Raw genomic sequence first — 22,310 nt, forward strand, 5'->3', positions numbered from 1 at the left:
TTACCCGTTCTTTTTGTAATATTGCCGGTTATTGTTGCCTTTATTATTGTTGTTATTGTTATTCTTCTGGTAGTTTTTGTTCATCGGCTTATTGGAACTGGGCTTGCTCTTTTTCTGTAACAGATCTTTCGGATTGGAAAGAGTCATACCCTCCGGTAAGATAACGGTACAGCCGCATAAGGTGTTGATGTCGTTATAGATTTGTTCGTCTTCGACGCTATCTTTATTCCAGGTGAGGAATGATTTCTTCATGTGGTTGGCGGTCAGAACGATCAGTGCTCTTTTTTGTTCCGGATCTTCCAGCTCTTTGATTTTGTCTATGAGTTTTTCAACTAATTTGCCGTAGTGCTTGTATTTGATGTGATTCGAACTGTAAGGCAGTCTTTCCGGTTTCTCCTGTAGTTTGGAGAGAGAAGGGAGAGGATAGGGAGTATCTATATCCAATTTAAATTCAGACATGATGGCCAGATGATCCCAAAGTTTATGCCGGAAATCGGGAACGTCCCGTAAGTGAGGATAAAGATTTCCCATCACGTCGATTACTGTCTTTGCGGCTCTGGTTCTTTCTTCCCGGTCTTCAATGGTCAATAGGTAATCTACCATTTTTTGTATGTTACGTCCATATTCAGGAAGTAATAATTTTTTCTTTTGGGTATTATATTCCATAAAAATACTATGTGTTTCTTAATCGCAGTACGTTGTTTTTACCAGATATAAAGAAAATATTTATTTATTTGCAGACTTTAACCGGATTTCTCCGGGTTGAAGGCAATCCGAAAATCGTTATTCTGTAAAATAGCGATTTCAAGGTATCTCTTTCAGATTATGAGGCAAATATACGCTTTTTAGTGTTCTGACGGAAGTTTTTAGTCTGCTTGAATGTATAATTTTGCAAATTTTAACAAAAGAGTCCGGCTTCCCCCTTCACGGAAGACCACTTTTGCCTTTTTTTGTACGCCTAAACCTTCCAGGTTGACCACTTTTCCGGCTCCGAAGGTAGGATGGAAAATGATCATACCGGGAACGACCTGATTGGAGTCGATCGGTTTGAGTTTCGATCGGTCGATGGCCGGAATATCTATTGTTGCGGGTTTATTCAAAGTGATCGCCGGCTTATGTAAACCGGACATAGCTGTCGTAGTTTTTAATTTGAAACCTGAGGGTTCTTCCCGCATCGCGATATATCCTTCGAGGAATTCCTGATCGATCTCACCGATAAAACGGGAAGGCCGCGAGGATACCACTTGGCCGTTTTTGTAACGGGAAGTGGCGAACGACATGAAAGCCCGTTTTTCTGCCCGGGTGAGAGCGACATAGAAAAGCCGCCGTTCTTCTTCCAGGGCGGCAGGAGTGGTCACACATTGCTGGGCCGGGAAAAGTTCTTCTTCCAGACCGGTGATAAATACATTGCTGAATTCCAGTCCTTTCGATGCATGGATGGTCATGAGGGTCACTTTGTTTTGATCCCCTTCTTTATCTCCGTCCTGATCTGTCAACAACGCTACTCCTTCGAGGAAGGCCGGTAATTTATCGTCTTTCCCCTCTTTATAGGCGGTTTCACTGAAATCTTTGATACCGTTCAGGAGCTCCTGGATATTTTCTTTCCGGGATACGCCCTCCGGTGTTTCGTCATTGGAAAGGTCGTCGATGATACCGGAAGAACGGGCGATGATAACAGCTGCGTCATACGCATTTTCATTCGCTATCTGTTCCCGGAAACGTTCGATCAGACTACCGAATTTCTGTAATTTGGAAAGGGTACCGCTGTTGAAAGCGCCGGCCACCTTATCGAGGTTACAGAGTACGGTCCACAGGCTGACATGATATTTCCCGGCGATTTCCCGGATTTTGTCTACGGTCGAATCTCCGATTCCCCGACGGGGATAGTTGATGATCCGTTTGAAAGCTTCTTCATCGTTCTGATTCACGGTCAACCGGAAATAAGCCAGCAAATCCTTGATTTCTTTCCGTTGGTAGAAAGATTGGCCGCCGTAAATTTTATAAGGAATATTCCGTTTACGGAGGGCTTCTTCTAAGATACGCGACTGGGCATTCGTACGGTAGAGAATAGCAAAATCGCTGTATTCCTGCTGCTCGTAATTGGCTAGCCGGAAGATTTCATTCGTGACCTGGAAACCTTCTTCCTTATCGGATAAGGCCCGCAATACCTTGATCTTTTCACCTTCTTCGTTTTGAGAAAAGGTCTTTTTGGGAATTTGTTCTTTGTTCTTACTGATCACACAATTCGCTGCATCTACGATCGTGGTCGTCGACCGGTAATTTTGCTCCAGTTTGTATAGCTTGTATTCCGGATAATCGTTTTTAAAATTAAGGATGTTCTCGATCCGGGCTCCCCGGAAAGAATAAATACTTTGTGCATCATCCCCGACTACACAGATGTTATGATGCCGGTCCGAAAGTTTTTTTACGATCAGGTATTGGGCGTAATTGGTATCCTGATATTCGTCGACCAGGATATAATTGAATTTCTGTTGATATTTGGCCAGAATGTCCGGGAAATCACGGAACAGGATATTGGTTTGCAGCAAAAGATCGTCGAAATCCATGGTATCCGATTGTTTGCAACGCTGCTGGTATTGTTTGTAGATTTCTCCCAATAACGGGCGTTTGCCGGCTGTATCTTCGGATAAAATGCGGGAAGATTGGGCATAACTCTGAGCGACGATCAGGTTGTTTTTCGCCATCGAAATCCGTCCGAGGATTGTGCTCGGTTTGTAAATCTTATCGTCCAGTTTCATGTCTTTGACGATGGCCTTGATCATATTTTTAGAATCCTGGGTATCGTAGATGGTATAGCTCGATGTATAGCCTAATTTCTCGGCTTCGAATCGCAGGATTTTTGAAAAAATCGAGTGGAAAGTTCCCATCCACAGGTTGGCAGCGATTTCCTGGCCCACTAACTCTGCAATTCGTTTTTGCATTTCACGGGCAGCTTTATTGGTAAAGGTCAGGGCCAGAATTTTATAGGCCGGCACTCCCTGACTGAGCAATTGGGCTATCCGGTAGGTCAATACACGTGTTTTGCCTGAACCGGCACCTGCAATGACCAATGAAGGACCTTCTGTGTTGATGACCGCCTCCTGCTGACTGCTGTTTAATTCATTGATAAAATTCACCCTGAATAAATTTTTGATCGACGATAATGATTGATTATTTCCCGTAGCAAAATTAAAAATTAATCTCCAGCCTCACAAAATACCGGGGATTTTTAGTAATATTGCAAGGATAATCGTCAAAGTGTGTGGAGATGTAAGTATTGTAAAACTTTTCTGTATGTTATCCGTCAGACCCAGGGCGGAGCGGTTCCGGAAGGGCAGGTGAGTTTTGTGCCGGGAGGAGATCGTTGGGAATTCGGCTGGACTTACGAGGGTTCCCCTCAGGCCGTTGCTCCGTATGAGGATTCTACCCGCTTGACCGTCCCTTTGCTGGGAAACGGACTCTATACTTTTACTGCCCGAAAGGACGGGGTGAATACGGTTCAGGAACGGTTTTATGTGTTTTATGATTTTATGGATTTTAAAATTACCTTGACCGATGTACTGGATTGTGAATATATTACGATTCATATCGATTATCTTTATATTCCCGATTTTGCCGGTTTTCCCGGTGGAGAGAATGTGGATTACTGGGTCGATTGGGATGGCAAAGAACGGCAATTGTCTTCTATGAATGACTATCGGTATGAAGATCTAAGTCAGGCTGTCGCCGGCTGTGCCGAAGATGTGTCTTGCCGCATTAGGATCAAGGATCGTTTCGGATTCGTATGGGAAAGTAACGAAGTGACTTACGAATCGATGATCCCGGAGGCTGTCCCTGAACTGACTCTGGGAAATACGGTGGATGTGGTCGGGGAAGTCGGCGATGAAATGGGACAGGCGCCTTTAGAAGTAGAATTCGATGCTTCCGGTTCTAAAAATGCTTCTTCTTATGAATGGTATTTGTATAAAGATACGACCGATTTGGTCGGAATGGTCTTATCGCCCGAGGATAGCCTGATTGGAAATCAGATCCGGACGCCGGAAGATTTTGTTTATACTTACGAGCATTCCGGACGGTATAAGGTAATGCTCGTAGCCATCCATGGAAAAGGAAATTTTTGCCGGGATACTTCGGATATACAATATGTAAATGTCGTCGAATCTTTGCTGGATGTCCCGAATGTCTTTACACCCAATGGAGACGGTAAGAATGATATTTTTAAGGTGAAAGCCTTGTCCCTGGAATCTTTCCAAGGGGTGATTCTGAACCGTTGGGGACGTAAAATCTACGAATGGAACGACCCTTCGGAAGGCTGGGACGGACGTATCGGGGGTAAATATGCAAGCCCGGGAACTTATTTTTATGTGATTACTGCCAAAGGAAGAGAGAAGGTGAATCCTCCGAAATATGTTAAAAAAGGAGCTTTGTTGTTAGTCCGTTAAGGGAAATATTTTTGCAACTAAGTTTTTAGTTGAAACGTTTGTTTTATCGTTGAAATCTTTCTTTATTTGTGATGGAATATCAAAACTATTGAAATAAAGATATATTTCGTTCTTGGAATCCTGTTTTGTATTATAGGAAATTATGCTCAGGACATCGGTCGGCAAATTTTAGAAAGAGAGTTGGACCGGAATCATTACGATGAGGTTTTAAGAGGTGTCGATTCTTTATACCGGATAGAAGGTGAATCTTCCGATTTGCTTTTTTTGAAGGTAAAGCCAATGAAGGGATGTTGCGTTATAAGGCAACTTTCCGCTGTTATTCGGAGTGGTTGGAGCGGGATTCTTCCGATTGGGATACCCGGCTTGCTTTAGCGCGGGTAGCAGCCTTGGCGGGGCGGACGATGAAAGCGGTCGATATCTATGAACAATTGGCCGGAGAAGATTCTCTGGATTTTTTTGTCAATTATCAGCTGGCCCGTTTGTATCAGCAGATAGGTAAAACTGTTCGGGCGATCGGAATCTATGATCGTTTATATCAGACAGACACGACAAATGTCATTTTATTAAAACGGATCGGAGATTGTTACAACCGGATAGGCTGGAGTATGAATGCCGTAGATCATTATTTACGTGCTGTCTGTTTGGACCCGGAAGATGGAGAGACTGTCGTGAAGGCTGTCAATCTGATGATGGCGAATACAGTTTTGTTTCAGGCTTATAAAAAACTGACCGGGAAACAGCAGCAAGAGGTGATGGCTGCCATTCGGGATACCAACAGGGTGGCTGATTTATGCGAGAACAATTCCGGTCTGAAAGCTGTCTGCTTGAAGAAGTTCCCGGCAGCCTTCCAGCAGCCTTTGAAGAATCTGTTTGTTTATTTATGGGAAAATGCATTGCGTTCCCCAAAATTTAATGATCATTTTTCGACCGGGTTGGAAGATTTTATTGATAAATTTATTGCTGAAAATAAAAGTATTGAAGTATGTCCGTTTTGTGCTTTGGAAAGTTTTTATGATTTGCAGGGGCAATCCAGACGAGAAATAGGTCATTGGTTGTGTAAAGAACAATATCCCTATCTTGTGGTTAATTTTGATAATCTTGTACCGATTGGGCATGCTTGTACTCTGGTTAAACATCGATGTGTTTATTATCCTGAATATAGGTTACATTTAACTTTTAAACGAACCGGCACTAACAAATGATATTAAAAAAGGGGATTAGGAGTTAGTGATATAAACCCAATGGTCCCAAAGATGATGATTTAGTGGAAAGTTGGAAAAAACTTTTTAATATTCAACAAAGGTATGAGTCTGCAATTAATGATAAGGTATTCTGATGGCGACGGGGGGGGACATCATCATGGACGGATTTGCCGCTTCCATCGGGAATGATGCGGAAAGGGCATACGCTTTTGTTTTTTTTATGGGCGGGATACTGCTCCTTTTTTGGGGGTACATTGCAGTATTATATCCGTAAGGAGCAGAAGCCTGTGCCCTTGTTCCTGGGGTATAGCTTGTTGTTGGTGTCGGTTGTAGGGTATATTCTATTGCCTTTGTCGAGTTTCTGGCTGTTGATTCCGCAGGCATTGATTATGATCGGGGGTACTTCGATGGGGGTAAAAGGCTATTAGCCCCCGAGGACGTGTCTTGCGGGCTATTTCCTTTTTGGCATGCGGAATGGAATTAACTTAAAGGGGGGAGGAAGCACTAAGTTGGTGCCATGAGAAAAATAGAAGAGGGAATCGTGCAAGTGTTGACAGAGACGGGAACCGCTTTTATTTGTTTAGCGGACGTGACGGAGTTAGCGCCGGAGTAGAACAGGGTATGCCCCGGGTATAACAGGTACTTTTTCATTGCGGATATAAGCGGGACAAAAATGACGTCCACGATGTGTGCTTGCTGTGCGGACATTCCGGTATTCCTGTGCCGGAGGAATACAGGGAATCGCAGGGGGGAGAGTACCGGGTAAGCGTCCGTTTGTGATAGGGTTCCCTCCGGATTGCCCGAAATACACATCACTGCGGGCTATCCGGAGATTAGCAATTTTGGAAAAGTGATTGTGCTCGGTTTGGTATAATTTTGTCCGCAGAGATGAAAAAGAAATTGACAACAGAAGAAGATTACAGGCAGCGGGTGGACCGGGTGTGTATGTATATCCGGGAGCACCTCGACAAGGAGATTGATATGCGTCGTCTTGCCGTCTTGTCGGCATTCTCGCCGTTTCATTTTCACCGCATTATGCGCGCTTATCTGAAAGAACCGATCGGAGCGTTCATTATACGCACAAGGGTGGAAACGGCGGCGAAGCTGTTGCGTTATACTGATCTTCCCGTCGCGGATATTGCCTACCGGGTGGGGTACGACACCCCGTCCTCGCTGACCAAATCTTTCTGTAAACTTTTCGGTATCTCTCCTAAAATGTATCGTTTAACCAAAAATTATCAGATGATGACAACACGGGAACCGAAGGCTGAAGTGAAGCTCAGCCGTGCCAAAGTCGTGGAACAGGAACCTAAGACGGTTCTGTACATCAGTGCCACGGGAGATTATAAAAAGGTGGATTACAGTGCGATGTATATGCGGATGTGGGAGGAGATCAAGCGGCAGGGACTTTTCTCGGCAGGTATTGAACATTTGGCTTTATACCACGATAATCCCGAAATCACGGCCGAAGAAAACCTGAAATGCGATGTATGTATCCGCATTTGCAAACCTGCCGGACCCAACGGGGATATCGGCGTAAAAACCATCGGCGGCGGACGTTTCGTCGCGTTTACGTATATTGGTGAGTACTGTAAAATAGGGGCGGCCTATGATAAAATTTACGGGGAGTTACTGGCAGAAGGAGGTTTCGAGACCCGGGGCAACTACTGTTTTGAAAAATATGTGAGTGATCCCCGCTGCACGGCTCCGGAAAAGCTGAAAACGGAGATTTATATTCCGATAGAATAAATTTGCAGGAACACGTCCGGGGAAGGGGTATAACATTATGGCAGGTATTCTCTTCTTAACTTATGCGCCGGGTATATAAGTCAAAATTAACCTGCCATTCACCGTTGTCGTTTACCATAATATCCTGCCACTGCAAACTGTCGGTTTCGATTTTGGCAAAGATCCAATTTTTTCCTTTCGTCGGTGATGTTTGTCAAGGCTATTGGGTTGCCTTGCTTTCTTGCGTCAAACTGCATGATTTTTCTGTATAACACCAGGCAATATCCCAGGTACACGTACCGGGATTATAAGCCGGGTGGGTGTGACCGGGGATTGGCGGGAGGCTTGAGGCTATTCTATTGCAGGTATTCAATGGGCTATTGCCGGGTTTTATCCAGGGGAAACGATTGGTATCGGACTGTGTTGAAATCGATATTTTTCAGGTCGATGCAGCGGATGGTTGAGTTGTAGGTTGTTTTGTAATATATTTTGCGGTTTGTGAGGTCGATGGCCGAGGTCCACCGGGTGGCACTTGGAATGTCGGGGGATTTACCAACGGGATGTTCTATGCCGATGGGAATATCGGAATTATTGAGGATGTGGAAGCATTGGAGGACGGTTTCAAAGCCTGTAGGCTGTTGCTTTGTAAAAAACGATCCGGACAAAACGGGAAGGCGGAGTGACGTCTCCGGGCAGACCTAAAAATCCCGATCCTGCCCCAAAAGCAGTCAGCGTGAGGTTGCCTAGGGCGTGGGGGCTACTCCTCCCGAAAAAAGGTTTATGTAATTGTTTCGGTTGGTGAGCTGCCATCCGAATCCGGGGGAATTGGTCAATATTCCTACGGGGTTATCGTAAAAATGGGGGATGCCGTCTACAATTTCCAGTACTGCCTGTCTGTCGCTGGAGTCGCTTATGTGCCAGTGGACGGTGGAAGTGGAACCGGGCTTGTCCAGACCGATAATCCGGATGGAAGGAAGGGCTGTTTTAACTTCGTCGACAGAAGAAAATAGTGCAAGCACAGCTTACCAGTTGCAGATTGTTGACAGTGCGGTTGTTTTCTGTCAGGTCGTAGGCGGAGTAGGTTCCGTTCCGGGGGAAATAGAAAAGGCCCGCAGAAAGCCCTGCTTCATTGAGTCCTTCGGCTATGAATCCTTTTTTGTATGATGGCCTGGTCAGTCCGGCCACACCGTATTTCGTTTGGAAGGTAGCTCCGTTGAGTCCTGTCGGCGTATAAGTTTTAATTTGTCTGCCTCTGGGGATAAACACCGGCGCCCCGTACTTTATGGCAATTGGAAAAATGGCTGGAGAAAAAAGGAACCACAGGAAAAGGTACAATTGTACACTAAAAACAAAGGGTTCATAAAAGGTTCACACAACGAAGGCCGCTCTTTCGGACAGCCTTCCGTTTGATAACATTCATACCTGTTCGTTCCAACATCATCCGTTTATCATCCCACCTTGCTCCGTACCCTCCGGATCAGCAGCACCCCTTCCATCACCGTCACGCTCACATACGAATCCTCCACAATCCCGGCTTCCCTCATCCATTTCCCTTTCAACTGTAAAAAAGGAACTTCCTTTCTTCCTTCCTCAAGTAAACTTTGACCTTTAGGTCATGTACCTCCGGTGTCTCCGTCCTGATCTCCACGGCCACCTCGGCCACTGCCGGGCTGATCACCTTCCTCAATACATTTCTCCTTTCCGGCATTTCTGCCCTGTTTTCCCTTATATCAATCTTTGCCATAACTTTCTGTTTTTAGGGGGTGAATAACTAAGCCACTGCGTTTTTAGCCTTTATCATCATAATTTCCTCCAGCTCGCTGCTTATCTGCTCATAATAGTACAGCTTTTCCGAAATCAAATGGCCAAAACGATCCGATTTTTGCCGCCATTACCGTCCATTTTCCGATAGCCCAGCCAACCCGTTCTTTCTCCTCCTGGCTGCACCCGCCATGAATGATATAATAATGACAAGCCCTTTGAATTTCCGCCAGTCCGTCCACGAACATTCCAGCGTCCCCAACAGCGTTTCCATCATTCCCGTATCATCTTGCATAAAATCCAGCACATCCCTGTAATTTGAATAATTTTTTTTGCTCGCCAAAGCATGTTTCCCGGTTATTTTAAACAGCCTTGCCAATCGCTTCTGACTTTTCGTCAGTCGTTGCGGCCCATTGTTTTTCTCCGGTGTCAAATCAACGGTACTCATAACTTTTGATATTTGGAGTGAGGGCGGAAAAAAAGACGGTTCCGCCTTTCCCGTTGCATGTCACCTCAGAGAAGCCGGGGGCACATTAATGCTCCCCACGGGGGTACGGAACCGTGTATCAAGTTAGCGGACATAAAAAATCCCGCTACTGAAATTGAAGCAGGTTCACTGCTTCTCTGATTAATGACATGCACCCCAAATATACAACTTTATTTCATCTTACCAAACACTTAAAGACAAAAATTTCTGTAACACAAATGCCCCATTCCTCTGTGTCTTTATCAGGATTTTAGTTTATTTTTGTACAATAAACGTCAATTCATCTGCTGCATGACAAAAATCACCGTACAAGACACCGATATTTCAATCGTAAAATACAATGAGGAAGATTATATCAGTCTTACAGACATGGCCCGAAGCCAAATGCAGGAACATATTATTTTCCGTTGGCTTAGTCTGAAGAGTACAATCGAATACCTTGGTGAATGGGAAATGCTTTATAATCCCGTTTTTAATTGTACCGAATTCGGTACAATTAAAAACGCCGCCGGAAGCAACAATTTTGTACTATCGGTGAAAACATGGATTGAACAAACCAATGCGCAGGGCATTCGTTCAAAGGCCGGGCGATACGGTGGTACATATGCCCACAGGGATATTGCCTACCATTTCGGCATGTGGCTTAGTCCAAAATTTCAATTACTTTTAATCAAAGAATATCAGCGGCTGAAAACGGAAGAGCAAAAATTGCTGGGCTGGTCGGCAAAGCGGGAACTATCAAAAATCAACTACCGCATCCACACGGATGCCATTCGGCAAAACCTTATTCCGGCAAAGGTGACGCCAGCTCAGGCAAATATCATTTATGCCAGCGAAGCCGATGTGCTGAACGTGGCAATGTTCAGCATGACGGCAAAGCAATGGCGCGAGGCTAATCCGGAACTCAAAGGAAATATCCGGGATTACGCCACGATTAACGAATTGATTTGCTTGTCGAACATGGAGAACCTGAACGCAGTTTTTATCGAACAAGGAATACCGCAAAGTGAACGGCTCATAAAACTAAACCAAATTGCTATCCATCAAATGAGCATATTGGAAACCGGAGACGCTAATGACCGCAAACTGTTAAAGTGACACACCCCTCCGTCCCCATCTGTTTGGATTTTAATTATGGCGAATTCGCCATAAATTTCTTCTTATCAAAAAAAACAATATCTTTACATTAATTCAGTTTTATGAATGCGAAAGAAACTTTGAACTAACTGAAAAGCCATTAAATAAAATAATTGAATAGAAACAACAAATAAAAACACAATAAAATTCAGCTATGATTAATTATGCAGAATTGACTACTTATTCGTATCAAATGATAAACGATAGTCTAAATATCAGTAAATTACTCAATTTCCTTTGTAATTGTGCGGTAAATCAAAATGGTAGTATTTCGGAAGAGGAAATCCGGAAAGCATTTGAATTTATGAAAGCTCGTGACAAACAAAATATTGAAAAAGAGCTAAGGTTATCTGACGAACAAAAAGAGAAGGAAAAACAGCAGGTGGATGCTTGGTATGATTATTGCGAACAAATGCTCAAAGCAGAATTGGAAAAACGATGCGAGATAAGGAATTACTAAATTTTGAAAAGTCAACCGTCATCAGTTTATAATTTTCTGAATTTATCCTGCCAATGAAAATTAAAGAATTTATTACCCAAGTAGAAGGCCTGTATCTTACAACGTATAAACCGGATCAATTTATCATTGATCGGATATAAGTTTTTCAGCATTCATTTTAGAACCATAATTGTAACAATGTCCTTTAATATCGAACATTTAAAACAAAGACCTCATTTGGTAATACTGGGCGCAGGGGCAACAATAGCCACTATTCCCGCTGGAGATAAATATGGCCGGAAATCTTCAGTAATGGATAACTTCATAAGTGAGCTTCAACTAAATGATCTGTTTAAAAATATCCAATTAAAAACAAACAGCAAAAACTTAGAAAATATATATTCAGAACTTTATGAACGTAATGATTGCCAAAACATACGTTTGGCTTTAGAAGAGAGAATCTTTAATCACTTTGATTTACTTTGTTTACCGGATCAGCCTACCATATATGACCTCCTCATTATCTCTTTGCGTAAAAAAGACGCTATTGCAACTTTTAATTGGGATCCCCTTTTATTACAGGCCTATAACCGGGTAGTAAAGATAACGGATGACTTACCGGAACTTTTATTCTTACATGGATGCGTACATGCCGGAATTTGTAGGCAAGACAACCGGTTCGGGCACATAAAAGCGCATTGTCCGGTTTGCGGCCATTCATTTCAAAAAATTCCTTTACTTTATCCGGTAAAACAAAAAGATTACACTTCTGATATTTTTATTCGTGATCAGTGGCAGGCGGTAAAATACTATCTGCAACAATCCCTCATATTGACAATATTTGGTTATAGTGCACCCGAAACCGATAGAGAGGCCCTGAACCTTCTTCATCAGGGATATGGTTCGGATGTTCGTTACTTGGATCAAATAGAAATAATTGATATAAAAGAACACAACCAATTGTATGATACCTGGAGTTACTTTTTTGACAAATCTCATGGTCATTTAGAAACACATAAATCTTTCTTTGACTCCCTGCTTGCTGAATTTCCGCGGCGAAGTGTTGAAGGGTATTACAAACGGAATATTGAAGGCTGGTGGGGAGATTCCCCTGTTTGTTTTAAAGAAGAAAATTGTAACACATTTGAAAACTTGAAGATGCTTTTAAATCCTTTACTCCAAAAGTAAATAACTGTACGGGGCTGTGTAAATTATTTATTTTATAGATAAAATAGGTTCCATTGTAAATAATGCGTTTAAAAGATCAAATAAAATGAGACCGTCAAGGAATGCTTTTCTGGGATATACCTACCAGCAATGTATCACATTTTTACTACTGGTAAAAATGGATGTTGAACGTCAGATCGACAAATTAGAGATAGAAGCTATTGTCAATAATAATTTTGACGATGCCCGTATATCATTTTTAGGCGAATCCGTTTATTGCCAGATGAAAGATATTGATAGTATAAAATTCGAAGACCTCACTTTGGAAGAAAACCGAATAATAATCAAAAACAAACCGCATAAATTATCCGATAAAATTAATGTGCTTTTTTTCAAAAACATTGATTGCAAAAGCTATAACGACACATTTTTAGGTTTGCCCGCCTATAAAAAAGATAACCTTTATATTATCTCGCTGTCCCGGAACAAAGCCTTACAAATAATCGAAGATCTTTATAAATACAATGAAAAAAGAGAGGCTGTAATTACCCATTTCTTCAATCAAAAATTAGATAAACGACATTTAATTATAACAAAGGAAGAATTACCCGCAATAGATATATACAACATCCAGTTATTAGAAAAAACGATAGACATTGGAAGAAAATTGCTGGAATTTGAGAATATCCTCTTCATAGAGGGTAAACCGGGAATTGGAAAAAGCCATTTGGTTACTTGTCTGACAAAAGAATACAACCAACCTTTGGTATATCGTTTTTGGGTTTCAAATCAGGATAAAGACTATGATTTGCGTTTACTTTTCAAAAACTTTATAGCAAATATCTCCAAGGAACTCTTTGGGGATTTACGTCGTCGGACAAAAGATGAAATCATTCAATATATATCTGGTATAAAGAAAACAGTAATAATTGATGGTCTTGATCATGTGGAAAACTATAGACCGGAGGAATTGGAATATTTCGTTTCCTTTATTGATACATTAAAAGAAACCACGAAAGTTATTGTCTTGTCGCGTCCCTTAAAGAGAGACATTCATTGGAAGAAACAACAATTAGTAAATTGGAATTTTGAAGAAACCAGATTAGTGTTGGATGAACTCTATCATATAACCGACCATCCTGTCTGTAAAGATATTTTTGACATTACCAATGGTTATCCGATTCTGGTTCGGTTTGTTGCCGAACAGTATAAACATAGCGGCCAAATACAATCATTAGGTAAATTGGAGAGTACAAATGATTATTATGAAAAAATCATATCTACTGTAAATACTAAAACAGCCCTGACATTATTTATTACCTCTCATTCGTATACAACGGAATCAGAAATTTCTATTTTTTTGGAGGAAGATCTTGCCGATATTGCAAAAGAATTTATTAAAGATTATCCTTATCTTTTTGAAATTAAGCTAAATAGAATTTCTTTATTTCATGATAGTCTAAACACATACTTGCTCACTAAAGGAACATGTAACACCAAACGGCTTGCCAAAATAAAACAAATTGTATTCCAGTCAATAATAAACGAGGAAAAACGGTTCATATCCCGTATTGCATCGTTTGATTTGGATAAACCCATGAAAGTAGAAATACTCCGGAAATATGCCGACATAGATTGTTTTTACAGAATTTATAAAGATTGTATTGATTTTGAAGCAATCCGATTATTTTATAATCAGCTTAGACATTGGCTTCCGGAGCTGGAGGCTGATGCTTTTAGCATTTATACATATTACGACCTGGCATTGATCACAAATATCTTAATGAGGGATCAGATTTCAACAATGAATGAATTTTTATATACATACGTACAATGTTTACTATTTAATGGATATAGCGACGATGATATAACAAGCTCTGAATATCTTTTTGGGATGTACTACTATTATAAAACCAAGGATCCCATATTACTCTATAATATTACAACAGAACAACATTACGACACAAATAATTTCTACCAAAAGTTAGAATATGAAGTATGGGCAGAAGATAATTATTTTAACAGGCATTTGAAACCAGTAGAGAAAAAACGGTTAAAAGGCTTTTTAAGTAAAGAATGGATAAATATTGATACTCTTGAATACATCCCGCATCTGTTAGCCAATATATATATCCATAATACAGAAATTAATGAATTGAAAGATTTTTATCAGGCAGTCTGCCTCTATATCCATAAAAACGAAAATCAGGGTATTAAAAATTTAGAAAAAGCGCTGTCTCCTTTTAAAAGCGTCAATGCCGATTTATCTCCTTACTATTTAGCAAAAGCAAAGGATATAATTTTATCCTTAGGTACTGATACATTACCCAATGAATATCTTACACATACCCTCCGGGAGCTTATTTTGAAATATACTCCTGAAGGTTCATTCAATGTATGGCCTAAAGTTCTCAACTATATTCGTCTTTCCTTACATCAAAACAAGAAAATTGATTTGGCAAATATCACCAGCTTCTTTGCCATGTATCAGCAACGCAAAGACATGACGGTAATAAACCTTCCCGAAGCTTTAAAAATATATGAAGACAAAGGATTTATAACGATAGAAAAAGCCCTTGATATTATCGTATTCACTCAAAGCATGTCAGAAAAAGGAATAAGGCATCTGCTTCGTGAATATCTTGAACTTCACCAACCCGATATAATTTCTATTGTATTGAAAAAATATCATCCGGCCCAACTGCACATTACTTGGTTCGATTTACCTGCGGAGCATATAAACTGCTTTCCGGATGAACTCTTTGAATATGCCCTGAATCAACAACTGTTCTATTGGAATAGTTATTCCAAAGAAGTGAAATTTGATGAAATAAAAAATCTCTTTCTCTCGGATAGAAAACAAGAATTAGTTAATCTCTTAAAATTTTTCAAATACCGGATTACGATTGAAAAACACAACCCTTACCTTAAAGAACTTCAGGCATTAAAATGCTCTTTATCTTTGAATGATTCTACAGAAAATAATAAAAATATCAGAAGTAGTGAAGAGAGATTTAATCAAGGTATTTTAGATGCTGATAGTATTGATTTCATAAAGGAGAACAAACTAAACATAACAGATATTGCTGGCTATACAGATGGTTATTACTCTGTTTTCTCCGATATAAATATCTTCAAAATTTACCCAAAAGACCAGGTAAAAGAAAATGTATTACTTATTTTGCGGAATGCCTTGATAGGTCGGATAAAAACAATTGATGAATTTGCTTGTTTATTCTATTTTGTGGGGAACCTGCCAAAATTTATGGATGAATATGACATTACAGTAGAGTACAAAAAACTATATGACAGTTTTATGAAATTTTTGAAAATATCCTCACTGGAGAGAATAGCAAGGTGAATGAAACTGTATTACGATTAGATATCTGAAAAATAGATGATTTGTTTGGCGGATAGAAGAATGTCCGTTCCATTCTTATTCCCTTTGCCACTTCTTGTCAATAGTTATCCTATCCGCTTTCTTCTAACATAATCGAAATTATAGGTTCGTTCGCTCCGCTCACACTTGAAAGTCCTATAATTTGAGATTATGTTTCCAGAAAGCTCCACCCCAACCCTTGCCAAACCCACAAGTCCCTGATACCGCGCTCCGCCATTCCAGCCATCCCCATCCGTCACACCGTCCCATCCCCGGCCCTGATACCCCGCGAACCTCCACGCCGCACCCTCTTCGCTTCTGCCAACGTCCTGCAATGCCGGGACAAAAACTTGTTCTCTTTTCTCCACCTCTTTATGCCGGCATACCCCGCGCCCCCGCTAAGCCATTCGGCTGGTGCGCCCATGTCTTTGGAGGACGGCGCACCGAAGCCCATCACACCCCACCGCACCGCCTTTGCCATTCCCTTTACCATGCGCCCGACATCTTCCTGATCTCTTTTGCCATCTTCTTCTCGCGGGCTTAATCCGCGCAGCCCGTTCTCTCTTCCGCTTCATTTCGTGTGCTTGTTCCCACAACCTCCCCACAACCGAAAACAATCACACCAAATCCCCATTCACCCAATCCCGCGCTCACGCTGCGCCCCGTCCATCGCATACACAAGAATGGGAGGTTGGAAAGGTCCGTTCCGGCTGCTTTCCAACCTCCCATTCCAGCGTGCCATCCTTTCGCGCCGCACCATTCCAATCCATCTACCACCATAGTCGTGGCAGGGGATCAACCCCCAACGCTTCCACAATTTGCCGGACCGGGCCACGTGTCGTACCTCCACGTGGGACCGGACCGTCCAATTGTCCCGCTTCGCTCACTTCCGTCTGATCCCCCCTCACGACTATCCCCACCACACGAATCCGGCCAATCACACCCTCACGCACCGCCTTTTCCACCGTCCTGCAATTGCGCCGACAGCCGCCTCCGTTCTTTTTCCACCGTCATCTCACGGCGCTAAAAGTATAATAAGAAAAATGGATTACTTTCCTCTGGCATATCTCCGGCATACCACCGGCATCGCTCACCCAAAACCAATCCTGCACATTATCCCTTCACTCATGTTAAAGCCATACGCACAGATTATAAGGTACTGCAAATAAATCTATATTGTGAATATCCATTTAATAACCCTATAAAATCCACACCCATGAAAGCAAAAACAAACGAATTATTTGAAGACTTCACTGGCTCAACCGGCAACATCACCGCCGCCCATTCCGCCGGTCATTTGGTGGTACGTAATAAAGTTACCCCGACCTACACCGATACAGACTACCAGCGGGTAGTCCGTCAGAACTTCACCCGCTTTGCAAAGAACTGGCAGGACTTAACCGATGCACAACGTGCTCTCTGGGCCGAAAAGGCAAAAGTCGTTTCCGCTTCCAGCTCCTACTATGGCATATCCGGCAAAATCAGCGGCTTCAACCTTTACGTCCGTTGTAACATGAATCTGGAACTGATCGGAATCACCACGCCATTAACCAACCCGGTGGATAACATGACCGGCTTACTTCCCGACTTCAAAACCGTAAATCTTTCAGATTCAGAATTGAAAATCACTTTGGAGGGAAACGTTGAAGAAAACGACGTGCTGGTAGTGCGGATCACTCCGTTGTCTGTCGGTCAAAGCACCAACATTAACGGACTTCGGCAGGTAGGAACGGTTGCCGGCGGAGCCTCCGAGGCTGTCATCACCGAAAAGTACACCGCCCAATTCGGAACTCCTGCCGTCGGTGACAAAGTACAGGTACAAATCTATGCCATCAACACCCTGAGCGGTTACGCATCTGCCCGTCAGACCACTGTCACAAACATTGCCGAAGAATCGGCCGGCTCATAACCCGCGGAAATAGCTCCGCACAAAAAGAAAGGAGGCAACTATGTCAACCAATTGGAGATCGACATTATGGGACATCATTCTCACGATCCTGACACTGGGAATCTCCCACATCCAGAAGCGTAAAAAAAAAATTGGAGGAAGAGGAGGGCAAAAAATCCACAAAACGGCCCTCCGAAAACTGATCATTTACCTTTATTGTGTGTATAAGCGGCTGGTTAGAGCCGCTTATTTTCGTTTCATGTTTCACGAATGTTTCACAAATATGTATAATCAAAAATCCAACCATCTGATTTTTAGATGATTGGATTTTATTTTTGTGGTCCCACTTGGGCTTGAACCAAGGACTCCCTGATTATGAGTCAGGTGCTCTAACCAACTGAGCTATGGGACCTGCATTTTTCATGCACCAAAAAACCGCGAATCTTTTGACGGGTGCAAATATAGGGATAAATTTCTGTTTTATACAAAAGATGTAGGAAAAAAATGTTATTTTCGTTGGATGGAAATGGCCTGGTCGGTGGGGTGAATGTTTTATCGGGTAGATTTAGAGAACTATGAAAATTTGTTTGCTGGTTATTGGGAAAACAGATGCGGATTATATTCGGGCGGGAATTGAAGAATACGAAAAACGGTTGAGGAAATATGTGGGGTATGAGATGAAAGTCTTGCCGGATGTCAAGAATACCAAACATATGAGTGAGGCATTGCAAAAGGAGAAAGAAGGTTTGTTGCTATTGGAACAATTCTTGCCGACCGATTATGTGATTTTGCTGGATGAACGGGGAAAACAGTACGGTTCCGGCGAATTTTCTGCTTTTTTGGCACAAAAGATGCTGAATGGGATAAAGCGGTTGGTTTTTGTGATCGGAGGACCTTATGGTTTTTCGGAAGCGGTCTACCGAAAGGCTGATGAGCTGTTGTCTTTATCGAAAATGACTTTCTCGCATCAGATGGTCCGGATGATTTTTGCCGAGCAGATTTATCGGGCGATGACCATTATGAAGGGAGAGCCTTATCATCATGAATAAAACCGGGAAGTAGAATAAATGAGCATATGAAGCGGAAGGCGTTTATCGTTTTGTTTGGTGCTGTGTTGTTGCTGATGGCGACAGCGCTGACGGAATATCTTTTCTATCGGCAGGATGAGAATACCTGGGTGGAACGCTTCGAAAGCCGTTTGCATGAACAGGAACGCAAAGCGGATCATTTATTGGCGACTTTTAGAGACAGCGTAGATATCGACTCCGAGGAATGGGAGGAGGATCTTATCTTTGTCGGGATTCGGGAGGGCAGGGTTTTCTTTTGGACGAACGAAATTATCGGAGATCGGCATTTATCCGAATTGCTGACCAGTGGGAGAAATTTTACGAAGATCGGAAATACCTATTACGAAATCCGGAGGAAAAGATATAAAGATATCGATTATTATGCCTTATTGCGGATCAAAGACGACTATCCCTATACCGGTAAATACATCAAAAACAATTTCGGAAAGTTTCTGAATATTAGTGAAGAGAATATCGGGCAGGTAGAAATCTCTACAGTCACCGTTGAACAGGGACATTTGATCACCGATAAGGACGGTATGGGCTTGTTTTTTATCGTTTATGGCGATCATTACAAAGAACGGGCTTCCAATTATCTGTTGCTTTCTTTCTATCTGCTGTTTTTCCTGAGTTTGTTTTATGTGTATGATCTGGTATTGAAACATACGGATTGCTGGAAAAGACAACTCCTTTATTTTGCCGGATTTATATTATTTCTGGCCGGTTTGCGCTATTTTATGCAAGCCTTTCGTCTGCCTCCTACTATTTATCGTCTGCCGATTTTCGATGAGACTTTTTCTAAAAAAATATTTATTACTTCTATCGGTGATTTATTATTGACTACCTTCTGTATTTTTCAGGTTTGTTATATCACTTTGTCGAATATCCGGATTAATTACCAGGATGAGAAACTGTTGCATTATCGTTACCTTTTCACTGGTGGGATTATTTTTCTGATTTTTCTATATGTCGATTTCTTCAATTTTTCCATCGATCTGGTGGTGGAAAATATGGATATTCATTTGAATATCGCGCAGTTGGTACCTGTGGGGCTCTCTTCTATTCTTTCGTTTGTCGCGATTATTATGGGAGGATTGGTGATCGTGATCACTATCTATGGTGCTGTTTCTGTTTTCTGGCACATGATGTCGTTCATAACGGTGATTAAAGTCGTCACTTACATGTGTGTTCTGTTGAGTCTGGTCAGTTATATGTTCAGTTTATATACGAACTTCTGGGATTGTTTTTTTATCTGGATCGTTACGGTTTTACTGGCTGTTAACAGGTATTTATTGAAGCGGGATATACAAAGAAGTATTTATATCCTTGTCATATTTTTATTATCCATCTACGTGGTGATGGTGACTAAAAAATATGAAAGCTATAAAGAGCAACGCCAGCGTATGAACTATGCCACCGAGCTGATAGAAGAAAGGGATTATAATTTCGAAAAGCGGTTGGTGGAGATCGATCGGGTCATACGCGGTTCGGAGGAACTGAAAGGATGGATCGAGGTTGGTGAGGAACAGGAAGCGGAAGCTTTGTTGAGTGGAGAGCTATTAGATTTGAGAGGATATAATTATTCTTGCGAAATCACTTTTTGCCGTGCCGGTGACAGTCTTTGGCTGACCGATACCCGCGAACAATGGGGATGCCGGGAGTATTTCGAATGGATTATACGTAAAAACGGGCACCGGATCGACGACTCCGGTTTCTATTCCATCGGTGTTTTCGATGGATATGTCACTTATATCGGGCGATATCGTTTCGGGGAAGTAAATCTTTATCTTCGTTTCGATGCAGTCAAGAACGACGAAGGCATAGGGTATCCGCAAATCCTGTCCCGTAAATCTGCCGATGGGAAAGAGGACGGTTATTTTTACTCCTATGCTAAATATAGCTACGGGGAGTTGGTGTCTTCTTCGGGAAATTTTGTGTATTATAAAAAATTATCGGCATTCGGTAAAGATGCCCGTAATTTCGACCTGTTCAATAAAGACAAATATTCGCATATGCTGATCCCTGTGGACAACAACAGTACCCTGGTCATCAGTTTGCATGAGAATACTTTCGCTCTTTATTACATGAATGTGTTGTATGCTTTCTTCGTTTGTATATTGATTTCTTCCTATGGTTTGTTTTTTAATGTCAACCGGAATATCAATTTCAGGCAAGGTACATTGAGGGCCCGGATAAAAAACAGTATTATATCTTTGATTTTTATCCTTTTTGTTATCCTGACAGCCTTGAGTATTTATATGAATACCGTGAGTTTTAAAGGGCGGCATAATGCTAAAGCGATCGAATTGCTGAAATATGTCAATAAAGAATTAGAGCGTTTGCCTTGTGTGGATGCCCGTAAATGTCCCGAAGTTACGGGCCGGCTATCCGATATGTCCGAATTACTGCTGATCGATATCAATATTTATTCCAGACAAGGGAAATTGATAGCTACTTCGCGCCCGGAAATTTTTGAATATGGATTCGAGGGTACTTTGGTCGATCCTGAAGCCTTGAAACAGATCGAAAAGCTCGGGGTGACCAGTTATATCGCAAACGGGAAAGTGGGCGAACTGACTTATATGTCGGCTTATATGCCGCTGGTATTGGACAATGGAAAATCTTATATACTGAATATCCCTTATTTCGCTCAAAATGACGAACTGAATCTGGATATTATTATTATGGTAGTCATCACGGTGAATATCGCTATTGTGATGATGGTCCTGGCTTTTATTTTATCCGGTTTGGTGGCGGAACGTGTTACCCGGCCTTTGCAGATGCTGAACGATAAATTGAAGAAAATGCATGTCGGAGGGAAAAATGAGAAAATTGTTTATAACCATGCCGATGAAGTCGGCCGCTTGGTGGAAGAATACAACAATATGGTGGATAAGCTGGATGAAAGTATTGTGCAGCTGGCAAAATCGGAAAGAGAGAGTGCCTGGCGTGAAATGGCGCGGCAGATTGCTCATGAAATTAAAAATCCGCTGACTCCGATGAAGTTGAATATCCAGTTTATGCTGCGTTCTTTGCAGATGGAAGATACGGAGAAATTTAAGGAACGTTTCAGAGCCGTTTCCGGCATGTTGATCGAGCAAATCGATAATATGGCTGCCATTGCTTCTGCTTTCTCTGATTTTGCCAAGATGTCCGAGGCACATAATGAGACTTTCGAAGTAGATGAGTTAGTACGCAACTGCTCGTTACTTTTCAAAAATAATACAGAAGAATTGGAATGTGATGTGGAGGAAGGGATCCGGATATTGGCCGACAGGGAACAGATGAGGCGGGTGTTGATCAATCTGTTGAAAAACGCAGAACAGAGTATCCCCGAAGGCCGGCAGGGAGTTATCAGGATCACAGTCCGTAAAAAAGAGGGGAAAGTGGAAATCCGTATCCGCGATAATGGGCAAGGTATACCGGAAAATCTTCGGGAGAAAATCTTTCAGCCGAATTTTACCACTAAATCCAGTGGCATGGGATTGGGGTTGGCTATCTGTAAACGGATTATCGAAAGTATGGGCGGGGAGATCGGTTTTGTGAGCGAAGTAGGGGTCGGTACGGAATTTTTCATTATATTGGATATTGTAAGAGCATAATTTCAAATTGG

General features: G+C 42.0%; 18 protein-coding genes, 1 tRNA gene and 1 pseudogene. 11 read left to right on the top strand and 9 right to left on the bottom strand.

Annotated features, from left to right (window positions below; genetic code table 11):
- On the bottom strand, positions 1–666 hold the full coding sequence (locus tag ODOSP_RS15600) for a DUF4290 domain-containing protein (protein WP_013613260.1): 666 nt from the start codon (positions 664–666) through the stop codon (positions 1–3).
- A gap of 200 nt (positions 667–866) precedes the next feature.
- Positions 867–3,137, bottom strand: coding sequence for an ATP-dependent helicase (locus ODOSP_RS15605; RefSeq protein ID WP_013613261.1), 2,271 nt, complete (start codon positions 3,135–3,137; stop codon positions 867–869).
- Positions 3,138–3,260: 123 nt separating this feature from the next.
- Here ODOSP_RS15605 and ODOSP_RS20295 point away from each other — a divergent pair, with 123 nt between their 5' ends.
- The 4 genes from ODOSP_RS20295 to ODOSP_RS15625 all read left to right on the top strand — a co-directional run bounded on the left by ODOSP_RS20295 (position 3,261) and on the right by ODOSP_RS15625 (position 7,393).
- The gene (locus ODOSP_RS20295; protein WP_013613262.1) at positions 3,261–4,442 is read left to right on the top strand and encodes a T9SS C-terminal target domain-containing protein; all 1,182 of its coding nucleotides are present in this window, start codon (positions 3,261–3,263) and stop codon (positions 4,440–4,442) included.
- Positions 4,443–4,729: 287 nt separating this feature from the next.
- Positions 4,730–5,644 carry a tetratricopeptide repeat protein gene (locus ODOSP_RS15615; protein ID WP_013613263.1) on the top strand — a complete coding sequence of 305 codons (915 nt, stop codon included), beginning with the start codon at positions 4,730–4,732 and terminating at the stop codon, positions 5,642–5,644.
- Positions 5,645–5,832: 188 nt separating this feature from the next.
- A complete protein-coding gene (locus ODOSP_RS19980; protein ID WP_049782939.1) occupies positions 5,833–6,072 on the top strand; it encodes a DUF6463 family protein in 240 nt (79 codons plus the stop codon).
- A 460-nt stretch (positions 6,073–6,532) separates the two neighbouring features.
- Positions 6,533–7,393: an AraC family transcriptional regulator gene (locus ODOSP_RS15625; protein WP_013613265.1), complete on the top strand. Its 861-nt coding sequence runs from the start codon at positions 6,533–6,535 to the stop codon at positions 7,391–7,393.
- Positions 7,394–7,749: 356 nt separating this feature from the next.
- Here ODOSP_RS15625 and ODOSP_RS19500 read toward each other — a convergent pair.
- The 4 genes and pseudogenes from ODOSP_RS19500 to ODOSP_RS15640 all read right to left on the bottom strand — a co-directional run.
- A pseudogene (locus ODOSP_RS19500) lies at positions 7,750–8,638 on the bottom strand (linear amide C-N hydrolase); the annotation flags it as partial.
- Between the two features lie 182 nt (positions 8,639–8,820).
- Complete coding sequence (locus ODOSP_RS19315) at positions 8,821–8,916, bottom strand: hypothetical protein (protein WP_087381604.1); 96 nt, start codon at positions 8,914–8,916, stop codon at positions 8,821–8,823.
- An 11-nt stretch (positions 8,917–8,927) separates the two neighbouring features.
- Complete coding sequence (locus tag ODOSP_RS15635; protein WP_013613267.1) at positions 8,928–9,116, bottom strand: hypothetical protein; 189 nt, start codon at positions 9,114–9,116, stop codon at positions 8,928–8,930.
- Positions 9,117–9,263: 147 nt separating this feature from the next.
- Complete coding sequence (locus ODOSP_RS15640) at positions 9,264–9,581, bottom strand: hypothetical protein (RefSeq protein ID WP_013613268.1); 318 nt, start codon at positions 9,579–9,581, stop codon at positions 9,264–9,266.
- 330 nt (positions 9,582–9,911) lie between these two features.
- On the opposite strand from ODOSP_RS15640, the gene ODOSP_RS15645 reads away from it, so the two are divergent.
- The 4 genes from ODOSP_RS15645 to ODOSP_RS15660 all read left to right on the top strand — a co-directional run bounded on the left by ODOSP_RS15645 (position 9,912) and on the right by ODOSP_RS15660 (position 15,724).
- A complete protein-coding gene (locus ODOSP_RS15645) occupies positions 9,912–10,718 on the top strand; it encodes a KilA-N domain-containing protein (RefSeq protein ID WP_013613269.1) in 807 nt (268 codons plus the stop codon).
- A 193-nt stretch (positions 10,719–10,911) separates the two neighbouring features.
- Positions 10,912–11,217 carry a hypothetical protein gene (locus ODOSP_RS15650; protein ID WP_013613270.1) on the top strand — a complete coding sequence of 102 codons (306 nt, stop codon included), beginning with the start codon at positions 10,912–10,914 and terminating at the stop codon, positions 11,215–11,217.
- A gap of 177 nt (positions 11,218–11,394) precedes the next feature.
- Positions 11,395–12,384 carry a hypothetical protein gene (locus tag ODOSP_RS15655; protein ID WP_013613272.1) on the top strand — a complete coding sequence of 330 codons (990 nt, stop codon included), beginning with the start codon at positions 11,395–11,397 and terminating at the stop codon, positions 12,382–12,384.
- Positions 12,385–12,541: 157 nt separating this feature from the next.
- A complete protein-coding gene (locus ODOSP_RS15660) occupies positions 12,542–15,724 on the top strand; it encodes an AAA family ATPase (RefSeq protein ID WP_157741859.1) in 3,183 nt (1,060 codons plus the stop codon).
- Between the two features lie 274 nt (positions 15,725–15,998).
- On the opposite strand, the gene ODOSP_RS19985 is transcribed toward ODOSP_RS15660, so the two are convergent.
- Both ODOSP_RS19985 and ODOSP_RS15675 read right to left on the bottom strand, forming a co-directional pair.
- A complete protein-coding gene (locus tag ODOSP_RS19985) occupies positions 15,999–16,166 on the bottom strand; it encodes a hypothetical protein (RefSeq protein ID WP_157741860.1) in 168 nt (55 codons plus the stop codon).
- Between the two features lie 346 nt (positions 16,167–16,512).
- Complete coding sequence (locus ODOSP_RS15675) at positions 16,513–16,707, bottom strand: hypothetical protein (RefSeq protein WP_095074721.1); 195 nt, start codon at positions 16,705–16,707, stop codon at positions 16,513–16,515.
- Positions 16,708–16,958: 251 nt separating this feature from the next.
- On the opposite strand from ODOSP_RS15675, the gene ODOSP_RS15680 reads away from it, so the two are divergent.
- On the top strand, positions 16,959–17,651 hold the full coding sequence (locus tag ODOSP_RS15680) for a hypothetical protein (protein WP_013613274.1): 693 nt from the start codon (positions 16,959–16,961) through the stop codon (positions 17,649–17,651).
- 317 nt (positions 17,652–17,968) lie between these two features.
- Here the strand turns inward: ODOSP_RS15680 and ODOSP_RS15690 are convergent.
- Positions 17,969–18,042, bottom strand: a tRNA-Ile gene (locus tag ODOSP_RS15690).
- 163 nt (positions 18,043–18,205) lie between these two features.
- Here ODOSP_RS15690 and rlmH point away from each other — a divergent pair.
- Together rlmH and ODOSP_RS15700 are read left to right on the top strand one after the other, a co-directional pair.
- Complete coding sequence (gene rlmH / locus ODOSP_RS15695) at positions 18,206–18,679, top strand: 23S rRNA (pseudouridine(1915)-N(3))-methyltransferase RlmH (RefSeq protein ID WP_013613276.1); 474 nt, start codon at positions 18,206–18,208, stop codon at positions 18,677–18,679.
- Between the two features lie 26 nt (positions 18,680–18,705).
- The gene (locus tag ODOSP_RS15700) at positions 18,706–22,299 is read left to right on the top strand and encodes a sensor histidine kinase (RefSeq protein ID WP_013613277.1); all 3,594 of its coding nucleotides are present in this window, start codon (positions 18,706–18,708) and stop codon (positions 22,297–22,299) included.
- The last annotated feature ends 11 nt before the right edge of the window (positions 22,300–22,310 follow it).

Source organism: Odoribacter splanchnicus DSM 20712, assembly GCF_000190535.1.
GTDB lineage: Bacteria > Bacteroidota > Bacteroidia > Bacteroidales > Marinifilaceae > Odoribacter > Odoribacter splanchnicus.

Excerpts from the sequence above, each read along its gene's own strand:
- ODOSP_RS15600 (WP_013613260.1), bottom strand. The coding sequence starts at position 666 with ATGGAATATAATACCCAAAAGAAAAAATTATTACTTCCTGAATATGGA.
- ODOSP_RS15625 (WP_013613265.1), top strand. The coding sequence starts at position 6,533 with ATGAAAAAGAAATTGACAACAGAAGAAGATTACAGGCAGCGGGTGGAC.
- ODOSP_RS15645 (WP_013613269.1), top strand. The coding sequence starts at position 9,912 with ATGACAAAAATCACCGTACAAGACACCGATATTTCAATCGTAAAATAC.
- ODOSP_RS15640 (WP_013613268.1), bottom strand. The coding sequence starts at position 9,581 with ATGAGTACCGTTGATTTGACACCGGAGAAAAACAATGGGCCGCAACGA.
- rlmH (WP_013613276.1), top strand. The coding sequence starts at position 18,206 with ATGAAAATTTGTTTGCTGGTTATTGGGAAAACAGATGCGGATTATATT.
- ODOSP_RS15655 (WP_013613272.1), top strand. The coding sequence starts at position 11,395 with ATGTCCTTTAATATCGAACATTTAAAACAAAGACCTCATTTGGTAATA.
- ODOSP_RS15680 (WP_013613274.1), top strand. The coding sequence starts at position 16,959 with ATGAAAGCAAAAACAAACGAATTATTTGAAGACTTCACTGGCTCAACC.
- ODOSP_RS15650 (WP_013613270.1), top strand. The coding sequence starts at position 10,912 with ATGATTAATTATGCAGAATTGACTACTTATTCGTATCAAATGATAAAC.
- ODOSP_RS15615 (WP_013613263.1), top strand. The coding sequence starts at position 4,730 with ATGTTGCGTTATAAGGCAACTTTCCGCTGTTATTCGGAGTGGTTGGAG.
- ODOSP_RS15635 (WP_013613267.1), bottom strand. The coding sequence starts at position 9,116 with ATGGCAAAGATTGATATAAGGGAAAACAGGGCAGAAATGCCGGAAAGG.
- ODOSP_RS19985 (WP_157741860.1), bottom strand. The coding sequence starts at position 16,166 with ATGGGCGCACCAGCCGAATGGCTTAGCGGGGGCGCGGGGTATGCCGGC.
- ODOSP_RS15660 (WP_157741859.1), top strand. The coding sequence starts at position 12,542 with ATGGATGTTGAACGTCAGATCGACAAATTAGAGATAGAAGCTATTGTC.
- ODOSP_RS15700 (WP_013613277.1), top strand. The coding sequence starts at position 18,706 with ATGAAGCGGAAGGCGTTTATCGTTTTGTTTGGTGCTGTGTTGTTGCTG.
- ODOSP_RS19980 (WP_049782939.1), top strand. The coding sequence starts at position 5,833 with ATGCGGAAAGGGCATACGCTTTTGTTTTTTTTATGGGCGGGATACTGC.
- ODOSP_RS19315 (WP_087381604.1), bottom strand. The coding sequence starts at position 8,916 with ATGAGGGAAGCCGGGATTGTGGAGGATTCGTATGTGAGCGTGACGGTG.